The organism is Xenorhabdus siamensis, assembly GCF_037996745.1.
In the GTDB taxonomy this organism is placed as follows: Bacteria; Pseudomonadota; Gammaproteobacteria; order Enterobacterales; family Enterobacteriaceae; genus Xenorhabdus; species Xenorhabdus indica.
Genome location: NZ_JBBMXE010000001.1, coordinates 127,157 through 140,178 on the forward strand (window position 1 = coordinate 127,157; position 13,022 = coordinate 140,178).

Below are 13,022 nucleotides of genomic sequence, written 5' to 3' on the forward strand. Positions count from 1 at the left end.
TATTAATAGCATATAACCGATAGTACAATGATCTCTCACTCAGGTTAATAACTGACATAAGGAAGTTAACACCATGTTAAATAGATTAGATAAGTTAGATGGATTAAAAGGTAAACGAGTTGTGGTGACAGGCGGAGGCCGTGATTTTGGGCAGGCCATTTCTGTCTGGTTAGCACGGGAAGGTGCACATGTTGACCTCTGTGCTCGTCAATTAGAACGTGCTGAAGAGACTCGTGAAATCATTCAGGGTGAAGGTGGGATTGCAAGAAGTTATCAATGTGATATCAGCGATGCACAATCAGTTCGCAACTTTGCCAATCAATTACTGCAAGACAGTAAGCCCATCGATATTCTAATACTAAGTGCAGCCCAATGGCTGGAAGGCAATCTGAATGATGATGACAGTGATGAAGATATTATCAGCACGATGAATTCCGGTGCGACGGGTTCCATGCTATTGACCAAAATGTTATTACCAAGCCTGCGTAAGTCTCAAGATGCCGATATTATTGCGATGGTGTCAGTCTGCGGCATTCCAAACTTTGTCTGCTCTGTCGCGCATCCGGTATTTTTTGCTGCCAAACATGCGATGAGTGGCTTTTGCCAGACTATTTCCCATCAATTAAGCAAAGATAATATTCGTGTAACCGGAATCTATCCTCCTGATTTTGAAATTAATGGTTTTGATGAAGATCTGGATGACCACAAAACAATGGGTAAACAACGACTGAATGGACGATCAGTCTGGGAATCCATACGATTTGTTTTGACCCAACCTCGCAGTTGCCATATTAGTGCAATTTATTTTCAGGGCCCAACTTTTGAGGATATGAAACAGTTATAACCATGCTAATTAACTTACCTTGCATGTCATGGTTGGCTATAGCTTCAAGAAAAGGGCACCCATTCTATCAACCTTACTGAACAATAGTTATCATCTCGTTACTGATCGTTCCTTTCTCTCTTTTGGTTTATTTTACATAAACAAAGACCCAGCTAATCATGGCTGGGTCTCTAATAATATTAATTAATACTATGCCTTACATAACACTTTTCGCCTGTTGGACAATATCAATCAATGGCTGTGGCCAAACACCAAGGAGCAACACCAGTAATGCGGTAAGCAACACAACAATACCACCGGAGGTTAACGCCCAGTTTCTTGGCGTATCGCGATTCAGTGCTTTCGGGGCGGGCAGGTATAAACTCACCATCACACGCAGGTAGTAATAAAGGCCAATCGCACTTCCCACTACCACTGCTCCGGTCAGCCACCACAATCTGGCCTCAACACCTGTTGCAATAACATAGAATTTACCGATGAAACCGAATGTTAACGGAATTCCCGCCAGTGACAACATCATGATCGTCATAACAGCCGACAGAATTGGTTTATGCCAGAACAGACCACGATAGGAGAATAGTGATTCAGCATCAGGGCCTCTGTATGGGCTGGACATCAGGCTGACTACACCAAATGCACCAATGCTGGCAAGCAGATAACCAGCCAGGTAAAGACCCGCGGTCTCTTCTGCCAGGGTATGGTCTTTAATGGCGATTAATACCACCAGCAAATAACCTAAATGTGCAATGGATGAGTAACCGAGCAGTCGTTTGATATTGCTCTGCGTCAGTGCCAACAAGTTACCAAACAGGATAGAGGAGATTGCAATCACAGTTAACACAGTGCGCAAGGTCTCACTGTCGGTCACCGGTGCTTCAATAAACAGACGCATTACTACGGCAAAGATAGCGACTTTACTTGCCGTTGCCAGAAAGGTCGATACTGGCGCTGGCGCGCCCTGATAAACGTCAGGTGTCCAAAGCTGGAAAGGAACGAGGGAAAGTTTGAAACCCAGACCCACAATCATCATCCCCAATCCAGCCAGAATCAGAGGTTCATGCAGTTTACTGTCACTCAGGCTTCTGCCCAGTGATGCAAAGGACAGATCACCTGATTCAGCATACAGCAGAGCAATACCGAATAACAGGAACGAGGATGCCGCCGCAGACAGCAGCATATATTTGATGCTCGCTTCCAGTGAGCGTTTTTGGCGGAATGCGTAACCGATCAAACCAAACAGTGGCAAAGTAATCAGCTCAATACCGATAAACAATGATGCCATGTGGTTTGCAGAAGCAAGCAGAATGCCTCCGGCAGCCGCAATCAACACCAGCAGATAAAACTCTTCTTTGTTATCGGGATAATTTTCCAACCATGAGTAGGCGAATGTCGTCGTTGCAAGGCTCGCAATCAGCACCAGTGCAATATAGAACATTGCAAAACGATCCACATGGATCAGTGGAGTGACATCCATCGGCTCCTGCAATCCAACAAAATAGAGAGAAAGCAGGGCTAGGTTTAAACCAATCACTGTCAAGGTGACATTGGTGAAATGATCGCGTCGCCATGCAATGGACAGCATCACAATCACCACCGTCAATCCGACGATCAATAGCGGCAACAGTGCGATCAATTGTTCAGAAGTTATTGTCATGGCGAATTACGGCCCTGTAGTTAAAAGTGAAGCTGAATACCAATTCTGGATGTTACTCATCGCCGCAGCCGAGGTATCAAGGATGGGTTGTGGGTAAACACCCAGAATAACCAGCAAGACAACCAGCAGCAGCAAAATAGAAATTTCTCGCGCATCCATCCGTGGCAATGGTTCATCTGATTTCGGCGTTCCGTAATAAGCCTTCTGCATCAGGTATAAGGCGTACACAGAAGCAAAAACTAAACCAAACACAGATACTGTAGTAACTAAAGTGAATTTACTGAAACTGCCAAACAGGATCATGAATTCACCAACAAAGTTACCGGTTCCCGGCATACCCAATGTCGCCACAGCGAAGAACAGAGATATCGCTGGCAACAATTGAATTCTTGCCCACAGGCCACCCATCTGACGCATATCACGGGTATGCAGGCGTTCATACAACTGACCACACAGGATGAATAGCCCTGCGGCTGACAATCCATGTGCAATCATCTGGATCACCGCTCCCTGATAAGCCAATTGGCTGCCGGTATAAATAGCGATCAGAACAAAGCCCATGTGTGAAACACTGGTATAAGCAATCAGACGTTTGATATCGGTCTGGCTGAAAGCCATCCATGCTCCGTAGAAGATGCCGATGACCCCCAACCACATAGCAATTGGTGCAAATTCCGCAGAAGCTTGTGGAAACAAAGGCAGACTGAAACGCAGCAGACCATATGCCGCTGTTTTCAGCAAGATCCCCGCAAGGTCAACAGAGCCCGCAGTCGGTGCCTGACTATGGGCATCCGGTAACCACCCGTGCAAAGGCACAACTGGCATTTTCACGGCAAATGCGATGAAGAATCCCAACATCAACAGATATTGGACAGTATGCGACATCGGCGTATCCAGCAGTTTTTCATAGTTGAATGACCATTCTCCGGTTGCATCGTGGTAGATGAAAGCCAGTGCCAAAATCGAAATCAACATCACCAGACCACTGGCCTGAGTATAAATGAAGAATTTCGTCGCGGCCGTAATACGGGTTTTGCCTTGTGAACCTCTGTGACCCCATAGTGCGATCAGGAAGTACATCGGCACCAGCATCACTTCCCAGAAGAAGAAGAACAGGAACAGGTCAATGGCAAGGAATACGCCCATCACTCCACCAAGGATCCACAATAGGTTTAGATGGAAAAAACCCTGATATGGCTGGTTCTCATTCCACGAACAGAGGATTGCCATTAAACCTAACAGTGCAGTCAAGACCACCATCAACAGTGACAGGCCATCCAGAGCCAAATGGATGGAGATACCAAAACGTGGTATCCACGGCAGCAGGAACTCTGATTGCCACTGTGGAATGCCTTGTGGGTTGGTCAGCGTATAGCCTCCCTGCAACCAGAGGTACAGAGAAAGCAGCAGAGTCAGCCCCATCGCCAGAAGCGCTATCCAACGCGGCATACGGGTGCCGAAGCGCTCTGCCTGCCAACACAGCAGGCCTCCGATGAAGGGCAGAAGAATTAGCCAAGGTAGTAGCATGGCGCAATGTGTCCCTTAATTAAATCAAAAGCAGCAGAGCTAAAACCAGCACTGCACCCAACCCCATAGAGGTAGCGTACCAACGGATTTGTCCGTTCTCACTTAAACCAAGCCCTTTATTGCCCCAACGTGACAATACGGAAGGGATATTCATCAATGAGTTCAGAGGATCATTCCGCAACAGTTGTGTAATACCTTTGAATGGTTTTACAAATATCCAGTCATACAGAGCATCAAATCCCCAGGCGTGGAACCACCATGTGGAAAAGAAACGCCCCGGAGCACTATTTGCTGTCGCATTAACCAAACCACGTTTGCCAAGATACAAGGCTGCGGCCAGTAAAATGCCAAGCACGGCAACCACACCGGAAACAATTTCTAGTGTCATTTTGCCATCATGTCCTGTGATACTGTTTTCCGACGGTAGAACACCCACCAAAGGTGGTACAATCTGCGCTCCCACAAAAGTGGACAGTACTAACAGCACTGACAGTGGCAAGGTATGAGTAATTCCTTTAACTGAATGTGCTTTGGTATTTTCTTCTCCATGAAACACGATAAAAATCATGCGGAAGGTATACAGTGAGGTCATTAGTGCACCAATCAGCCCCGCAAGCATCAGATTCATGTGACCATTTGCCAGTGCGCCCCACAGAATTTCATCTTTACTGTAGAAACCTGCTGTCAGCAAAGGCAGAGCAGATAACGCCGAGCCCCCCACCAGGAAACAGAGATACACAAATGGAATACGTTTACTCAATCCCCCCATTTTGAAAATGTTCTGCTCATGGTGGCAAGCCAGAATTACCGAGCCAGAGGCAAGGAACAACAGTGCCTTAAAGAACGCATGAGTCATCAGATGGAAGATAGCCGCATCCCATGCCTGTACGCCCAATGCCAGAAACATATAACCAATCTGGCTCATAGTGGAATAGGCAAGTACACGTTTGATATCAGTCTGAACCAGTGCTGCAAAACCTGCCAACAGCAAGGTAATCGCACCAATAATGCCAACCAGATGCAAAATATCAGGTGCCATTAAGAATAGAACATGGCTGCGAGCAATCAGATAGACACCTGCGGTAACCATGGTCGCCGCATGGATCAAAGCAGACACTGGTGTTGGGCCTGCCATCGCATCTGCCAACCATGTTTGCAGTGGTAACTGAGCCGATTTACCTACAGCACCGCCCAGAATCATCAAGGTTGCCCATGTGATTGCAGTAGAACCCGCTTCGATATATTGTGGTGCCAGTACCGCCAGTTCGCGGAAACTCAATGTACCAAGCTGGTCGTAGAGAATAAACATGCCAATAGCGAGGAAAACGTCACCCACTCGTGTCACGATAAAAGCTTTCATTGCCGCAGCGCCATTAGCAGGTGTTTTATAGTAAAAACCGATCAACAGGTAACTACACAACCCCACGCCTTCCCAACCGAGATACATCAGCAGCATGTTATCAGCCAGAACCAAAACCACCATACTGGCGATAAACAGGTTGGTATAGGCGAAGAAACGAGAGTAACCTTCTTCACCACGCATATACCATGAAGCATAAATGTGGATCAGGAAACCGACACCGGTTACTACATTCAACATGGTTAATGATAGTCCATCCAATACCAGATTGATTGGAATGCTGAAACTATCCACGCTCATCCAGTTCCACAATGTCTGGCTGTAAACAAACCCACCTGTTTCATTTTGAGCCATGCTGTTCTGGGAGAGAAAGTCCATTCCAACCCAAAGTGTGACCAGTGCTGCCAGCCCGACAGAACCAATGCCAATGGACGCGGACAGATTTTCAGACCAGCGGCCACGGGAGAATGCCAACAGCAAAAATCCCAACAGTGGCAATAGAATTGTTAAATAGAGTAAGTTCATCCGCGCATCTCACTGACTATATCAATATTCAGGTTCTGGCGACGACGGTACAACTGTAGTAACAGTGCCAGACCGATACTCGCCTCGGCTGCTGCCAAAGTAATGGCTAAAATGTACATCACCTGACCATCAGGCTGGAGCCAGTAGCTACCAGCAACGACAAATGCCAGCGCTGAAGCATTGATCATGATTTCCAGACCTATCAGCATAAACAACAGATTGCGGCGGATAATCAGGCAAGTGAAGCCCAATGCAAATAGAATAGCCGCCAGAATCAGACCATGTTCCAAAGGTATCATTGTTAGTCCTCCACACGATTGCTGATCACTTCACCCTGACGGCTTTCACGACCAACGTGATAAGCCACCACAAGCCCGGCCAGTAACAGCAAGGATGCCAGTTCTACTGCCAGTACATAAGGCCCAAATAAGCTGATGCCCACCTCTTTGGCACTGACTACTTCACCACTAATTTCAGCCTCCGGCAGACTGTTAATGGCAAAGATCAAGACAATCAGTAATATGGTTGAAAGAATAGCTGGGCCAATCCAGGCTCTCGGTTTCAACCATCCCCTTTCTTGTTCAACAACAGATTTGCCCAGGTTCAGCATCATCACGACAAAGACGAACAACACCATGATCGCCCCCGCATAAACGATGATTTCCAATGCACCAGCAAAGTAAGCACCCAGTGAAAAGAACACAACTGAAAGTGCCAGCAGGGAGATAACCAGATACAGCAACGCGTGTACTGGATTGGTGTGCGTTATTACCCTGAGTGTTGCAAGAATGGCAACCAGCCCTGCGATATAAAATGTGAATTCCATGAATATCGTTCCTTATGGCAACAGGCTTTTAACGTCGATGGGTTTGGCTTCATTGTCGGCTTCACCTTTATCTTTGCCATCAATCGCCATACCTGTCTTACGGTAAAAGTTATAATCAGGGTATTTACCCGGCCCGGAAATCATCAGGTCTTCTTTCTCATACACCAAATCCTGACGTTTAAATTCACCCAACTCAAAATCTGGTGTCAATTGGATAGCGGTAGTCGGGCAGGCTTCTTCACACAATCCGCAGAAGATACAACGCGAGAAATTGACACGGAAAAACTCAGGATACCAGCGGCCATCTCTATGTTCGGCTTTTTGCAGGGAGATGCACCCTACAGGACACACTGCTGCACACAGGTTACAGGCAACACAACGCTCTTCGCCGTCAGGATCACGCGTCAGAACGATGCGCCCACGGTAACGGGGTGGCACATAAACCGGCTCTTCCGGATACATTTTTGTTTCGCGTTTATGGAAGGCATGAAGCCCTATCATCCAAATACTGCGTACCTGGGTGGCAAAACCAACCAATAACTCTTTTAATGTCATGGTTCAATCACCCCTTTATTGAGCGTTGTATAAAATCACTGCGGCAGTCGCCAGCAGGTTGAGTAAAGTTAACGGCAGACAGATTTTCCAGCCGAATGACACCACCTGGTCATAACGCGGACGCGGTAACGAAGCACGGATCAGGATGAACATCATCATGAAGAATGCTGTTTTCAACGCAAACCAGACGAATGGAGGCAGGAAAGGCCCATGCCAGCCACCAAAAAACATTGTGACGATTAAAGCGGATACCGTCACAATACCGATATATTCCCCGACAAAGAACATACCGAACTTCATGCCGGAATATTCGATATGATAACCATCTGCCAGCTCTTGCTCTGCTTCCGGTTGGTCAAAGGGATGACGGTGACACACCGCAACACCGGCGATGGCAAAGGTCAAGAAACCAAAGAACTGGGGAATGATATTCCACAAATGTTGCTGTGAATTAACAATGTCCACCATGTTGAAAGAGCCAGCCTGTGCCACTACCCCCATCATGGATAGCCCGATGAACACCTCATAACTCAGTGTCTGTGCTGACGCACGCATGGCTCCCAACAAGGAATATTTGTTATTACTTGACCAGCCAGCAAATAACACAGCGTAAACAGCCAAGCCCGCCATCATCATGAAAAACAGGATACCGATGTTCAGATCTGCCGCCATCCACGTCGGACTTACCGGTACAATGGCAAAGGCCAGTAACAGGGAACAGAACCCGATAACAGGCGCCAAAGTAAAGATCATCCGATCAGAAAAACGTGGTACCCAGTCCTCTTTAAAAAACATTTTGATCATGTCAGCAACAAGCTGTAATGATCCGCCCCACCCTACACGGTTTGGCCCGTAGCGATTCTGGAACAGCCCAAGCAGACGACGCTCACCAAAACTCATAAACGCCCCACAGGCAACCACGACCAGCAAAATGACAACCGCTTTCAGAACAGAAATCAAAATCTCAATTAATTCGGGAGTAATCCAATTCATTATGCAACCTCCCGTAAGTTATTAACGGATTTGCCTGCCAGAACGGGTGGAATGCCCGGCATTCCCAACGGCAGGCCAATCTGCCCCTGAGCAAGATTGCCGCTTAAACGCACAGCTAAACGTAATTGCTGCCCCGCACAATCAAATGCCATCATGGAACCTTCCTTCACATTCAGCTTTTCAGCATCCTGACGATTTATCATCACATATGGCTCAGGCATACGTTCCTGAATGACATCTGCACGCTGAGACAATTCCTCACTACCGAACAGATGGAAATAAGGTGCGATGTACCATTCATTCTTCTGCGCAGTAAAAGTGGCCGGAATACTGTCAAAGTAATTCAACCCTCCATCGACCGTCTCAATCAGGCGTACTCCAGGATCACCGAAACGCAGTTTACCACCCACTTCTGCCTGGAATTTGTTCCATGCTTGTGGTGAGTTCCAACCCGGAGCCCATGCAAATGGAATTTGCTGACGTTCAGCAAACGGGTTGTTGTTACCTTCCATTGAGAAAGCAAATGCGGTGTCGATATCCTGTGGCTGACGCTGTTCATGAACACTGATATTGGCGAGCATCGCGGTACGACCACTATAACGATGAGGTGAACGAGCCAGTTTCTGACCACGGATACGGAATGTGGCATCCGGCGCTGCATTAACGATGCCTTTGAATTGCGGCATCTCTTTGACACATGCTTCAATCACATGATCAAGCTGAGTCCAGTCCGTCTGACGTTGTGTGTAGGTTGTATATAAAGAGTGCATCCAGCGCCAGCTTTCCAGCATAACAACAGATTTGTCATAGAACGCAGGCTCATACACCTGGAAGTAACGCTGAGCACGACCTTCCTGATTAATCAGAGTACCGTCGCTTTCAGCAAAACTGGACGCTGACAGGATCAAGTGTGCTTTATCCATGATGGCAGTGCGTTGATGATCAACAACAATCAGGTTTTTCAGGCTATCCAGAGCACTATTAATTTTATCGGCCGGAGCATGACGGTAGAGATCATTTTCCATCACGATAGCAGTATCTGAGTCCCCTTTGGCAATGCGCTGTAGGGCGACATCCAGCGATTGTGCTTCCATCATCGCCAAACCAAGACTATTCGCATACGCTGCAACATAGGAAAGACCGACATTAGCGCCATTATCTTTCAGCGCCCACGCAATATTAGCGGCTGCCTGAATCAGGGTGTCACTGCCTGCATTACTGCCACTGATAATCAATGGTTTTTTCGCTTCACGCAGGGCTTGAGCAACGAGTTCTACTTTCGCTTTTAGCTCATCCGACAAGTCATTGACAGCAGGTGCTATCTTGTTCAGGGCATGTGCCACAGCAAAACCGAAGCGAGCCTGATCATCAACCGGCGCGTGGTAATTCCATGCCGCGACATCATCCAGTCGGGTACTATCGACGCTGGTTAAGAACAGAGGATACTTGGCATGTTGGCCGATATTCATTACAGCCGCAATCTGCCAGTCTGCCACTTTCTGAGCTGCCGCCATCTCACGAGCTTTGCCCTTGACTGCCTGGCGAACTGACAATGCCATACGGGCTGCTGTTTGGGTCAAATCTTCACCCAGCACTAACACTGCGTCATAATCTTCAATTTCACGCAGAGACGGAGTATAAACACCACCTTGTTGCAGAATCTCCAGTATCATATCAAGACGATATTGCTCTTCTGCTGAAATGCCACTGTAAAAATTCTGTGCACCAACCAATTCACGCAGTGCAAAATTACTTTCAATACTGGCACGTGGTGAACCAATACCAATCGCATTTTTCGCCTGACGCAAAATATCCGCTCCACCCTGCATAACCTGCTCAGCATTCAGCGAAATCCATTGATCGCCGCGAAGCTGTTGTGGTTGGCGAGGACGATCTTTACGGTTGACATACCCATAACCAAAGCGACCACGGTCACACATGAAATAGTGGTTAACCGTACCGTTATAGCGGTTCTCGATCCGGCGCAATTCTCCATAACGTTCCCCCGGACTGGTGTTACAACCAATACTGCATTGTTGACAGACACTCGGTGCAAACTGCATGTCCCATTTACGGTTATAACGCTCTGAGTGCGTTTTATCAGTGAAAACACCTGTCGGGCAGATTTCAACCAGGTTACCGGAAAATTCACTTTCCAGCGTGCCATCTTCAGGACGGCCAAAATAAACGTTGTCATGAGCACCATAAACGCCCAAATCCGTTCCATCCGCATAATCTTTGTAGTAGCGGACACAGCGGTAACAAGCGATACAACGGTTCATTTCATGAGCAATAAATGGCCCCAGTTCCTGATTTCTGTGAGTACGTTTGGTAAAACGATACTTACGGAACGAGTGTCCCGTCATCACTGTCATATCCTGCAAATGGCAATTTCCGCCTTCTTCACAGACAGGACAGTCATGGGGATGGTTAGTCATCAACCATTCCACGACACTTGCGCGGAACTGTTTTGCTTCTTCATCATCAATGGAGATATATGTGCCATCTGAAGCCGGTGTCATACAAGACATTACCAGACGACCACGTGTATCTTCCGCGTTTTGATATTGCTTAACCGCACACTGGCGGCAAGCGCCAACGCTTCCTAGCGCTGGATGCCAGCAAAAATAAGGTATATCAAGCCCCAATGAGAGGCAGGCTTGTAACAGGTTATCAGCCCCGTTTACATCATAATCTTTGCCGTCTACATGTATCGTAGCCATAGTCAGCATGCTTCCCAATGGCCTGCCGTGGCAGGCGTTAATCAAAAATTCTGCTTTAACAAACCGTTCTTACGCGCCATTCTTACAGGTTATCCCTGCAAACCCACCTTACCAACGTTGCTTGAGCAGGTTCGGCTGAATGCCCGCAATCAGGCTGGTATTTCCGTAATCTTTGGTGACAATCCCCGCTTCAAATTCTTCGCGGAAGTATTTGATCGCACTCTGCAAAGGTTCTACAGCACCAGGGGCATGAGCACAGAAAGTTTTACCAGGGCCAAGAAAACGACAGAGTTGTTCTAAAGTTTCGATATCACCAGGCTGCCCTTTTCTCTCTTCAATGGCGCGGAGAATTTTCACACTCCAGGGCAGACCATCACGGCATGGTGTACACCAGCCGCAGGATTCACGGGCGAAGAACTCTTCAAGGTTACGGGTCAGGGAAACCATATTGATTTCATGGTCAACTGCCATTGCAAGAGCCGTTCCCAAACGACTGCCAGCTTTAGCGATGTTTTCGAAATCCATTGGTAAATCAAGGTGATCTGCCGTCAGGAAATCGGTTCCCGCTCCACCGGGCTGCCAAGCCTTGAATTTCAACCCATCACGCATACCACCAGCATAATCTTCAAGAATTTCACGGGCCGTAGTGCCAAAAGGCAGTTCCCAAAGGCCCGGATTTTTGACCCGGCCAGAGAACCCCATCAGTTTGGTGCCAGCATCTTTACTTTTGCCTTCACTTAAACCGATGTACCACTCTTTACCATATTCGAGGATGGCCGGAACGTTACACAGCGTTTCAACGTTATTGACACAAGTTGGTTTTCCCCAGACACCCGCGGTTGCCGGGAATGGAGGTTTAGAACGAGGGTTCGCACGACGCCCTTCAAGGGAGTTAATCAGTGCAGTTTCTTCACCGCAGATATAACGTCCCGCGCCGGTATGAACAAATAACTCAAAATCAAAACCGCTGCCCAGAATATTTTTGCCAAGCAACCCCACCGCTTTCGCTTCTTCAATTGCTTTACGCAGGTGAACCGCAGATTCAACATATTCACCACGCAGGAAAATATAGCCACGGTATGCTTTCAGGGCAAAAGCACTGATCAGCATTCCTTCCACCAGCAAATGCGGTAATTGCTCCATCAACAAGCGGTCTTTATACGTGCCCGGTTCCATTTCGTCAGCATTACACAACAGGTAGCGGATATTCATGCTTTCATCTTTTGGCATCAGGCTCCACTTCAACCCTGTGGAGAAACCTGCACCACCGCGCCCCTTCAAACCAGCATCTTTTACTAATGTGGTGACTTCATCAGGAGCCATGCCTTTCAGTGCTCTTTCGGCTCCCTTGTAACCATTCTTGCTACGGTATTCATCCAGCCAGACAGGTTGTTGGTCTTCACGCAACCGCCATGTCAGGGGATGAGTTTCCGCCGAGCGGATAATTTCTTTCACTCCTGAATGCGTTGTCATTGATACTGCTCCAGCAATTTCTCAATTTCTTCGGGTTTCACATAACTGTGAGTATCATCATCAATCATCATGGTTGGCCCTTTATCACAGTTACCCAGACAGCAGGTTGGCAATAATGTGAAACGCCCATCTGTGGTGGTTTGACCCGGACGAATGTTCAGGTGTTTTTCTATTGCTGCCTGAACCCCCTGATAGCCTGTGATGTGACAAACAACACTGTCACAATAACGAATAATGTGACGCCCTACTGGCTGACGGTAAATCTGGCTGTAAAATGTCGCCACACCTTCCACATCACTGGCAGGAATACCTAAAACCTCAGCAATGGCTGAGATCGCACCATCCGGCACCCAACCACGCTGTTTTTGCACAATTTTTAGTGCCTCAATTGACGCTGCACGCGGATCTTCGTAGTGGTGTTTTTCCTGCTCAATGGCATCACGTTCTCCGGCACTCAGTACAAACTCATTCGGTGTCTGAGCGTCCGTTACGTTAACCACATCAAGACGTGCTTGCTTGTTTGCGTTAAATTCACTTTGCAT

At 47.5% G+C, this 13,022-nt stretch carries 11 protein-coding genes; 1 reads left to right on the forward strand and 10 read right to left on the reverse strand.

All coding sequences use genetic code 11. From position 1 onward, the window contains the following. Nucleotides 1-73 precede the first annotated feature (73 nt). Nucleotides 74-844, forward strand: coding sequence for an SDR family oxidoreductase (locus AAC852_RS00730; RefSeq protein ID WP_340619373.1), 771 nt, complete (start codon nucleotides 74-76; stop codon nucleotides 842-844). Nucleotides 845-1,040: 196 nt separating this feature from the next. Here AAC852_RS00730 and nuoN read toward each other — a convergent pair whose 3' ends face one another. The 10 genes from nuoN to nuoE all read right to left on the reverse strand — a co-directional run bounded on the left by nuoN (nucleotide 1,041) and on the right by nuoE (nucleotide 13,022). After that, complete coding sequence (nuoN, locus tag AAC852_RS00735) at nucleotides 1,041-2,498, reverse strand: NADH-quinone oxidoreductase subunit NuoN (protein WP_340619374.1); 1,458 nt, start codon at nucleotides 2,496-2,498, stop codon at nucleotides 1,041-1,043. 6 nt (nucleotides 2,499-2,504) lie between these two features. Next, entirely contained in the window at nucleotides 2,505-4,025 is a 1,521-nt protein-coding gene (gene nuoM / locus AAC852_RS00740; RefSeq protein WP_340619375.1) for an NADH-quinone oxidoreductase subunit M, read from the reverse strand. Nucleotides 4,026-4,044: 19 nt separating this feature from the next. Next, nucleotides 4,045-5,910 (reverse strand): NADH-quinone oxidoreductase subunit L, encoded by a 1,866-nt coding sequence (gene nuoL / locus AAC852_RS00745; protein WP_340619376.1) that lies wholly within the window; start codon nucleotides 5,908-5,910, stop codon nucleotides 4,045-4,047. After that, nucleotides 5,907-6,209: an NADH-quinone oxidoreductase subunit NuoK gene (gene nuoK, locus AAC852_RS00750; protein WP_038268170.1), complete on the reverse strand. Its 303-nt coding sequence runs from the start codon at nucleotides 6,207-6,209 to the stop codon at nucleotides 5,907-5,909. The genes nuoL and nuoK overlap by 4 nt, the downstream gene beginning before the upstream one ends. Nucleotides 6,210-6,211: 2 nt before the next feature. After that, nucleotides 6,212-6,736, reverse strand: coding sequence for an NADH-quinone oxidoreductase subunit J (gene nuoJ / locus AAC852_RS00755; protein WP_187650439.1), 525 nt, complete (start codon nucleotides 6,734-6,736; stop codon nucleotides 6,212-6,214). Between the two features lie 12 nt (nucleotides 6,737-6,748). Continuing rightward, entirely contained in the window at nucleotides 6,749-7,291 is a 543-nt protein-coding gene (gene nuoI / locus AAC852_RS00760; RefSeq protein WP_340619377.1) for an NADH-quinone oxidoreductase subunit NuoI, read from the reverse strand. A 15-nt stretch (nucleotides 7,292-7,306) separates the two neighbouring features. Beyond that, on the reverse strand, nucleotides 7,307-8,284 hold the full coding sequence (gene nuoH / locus AAC852_RS00765; RefSeq protein WP_047682327.1) for an NADH-quinone oxidoreductase subunit NuoH: 978 nt from the start codon (nucleotides 8,282-8,284) through the stop codon (nucleotides 7,307-7,309). Then, nucleotides 8,284-11,007 carry an NADH-quinone oxidoreductase subunit NuoG gene (gene nuoG, locus AAC852_RS00770; protein WP_340619378.1) on the reverse strand — a complete coding sequence of 908 codons (2,724 nt, stop codon included), beginning with the start codon at nucleotides 11,005-11,007 and terminating at the stop codon, nucleotides 8,284-8,286. The genes nuoH and nuoG overlap by 1 nt, the downstream gene beginning before the upstream one ends. Nucleotides 11,008-11,115: 108 nt before the next feature. Continuing rightward, entirely contained in the window at nucleotides 11,116-12,480 is a 1,365-nt protein-coding gene (gene nuoF, locus AAC852_RS00775; RefSeq protein ID WP_340619379.1) for an NADH-quinone oxidoreductase subunit NuoF, read from the reverse strand. After that, nucleotides 12,477-13,022 carry an NADH-quinone oxidoreductase subunit NuoE gene (nuoE, locus tag AAC852_RS00780; protein ID WP_047682321.1) on the reverse strand — a complete coding sequence of 182 codons (546 nt, stop codon included), beginning with the start codon at nucleotides 13,020-13,022 and terminating at the stop codon, nucleotides 12,477-12,479. The genes nuoF and nuoE overlap by 4 nt, the downstream gene beginning before the upstream one ends.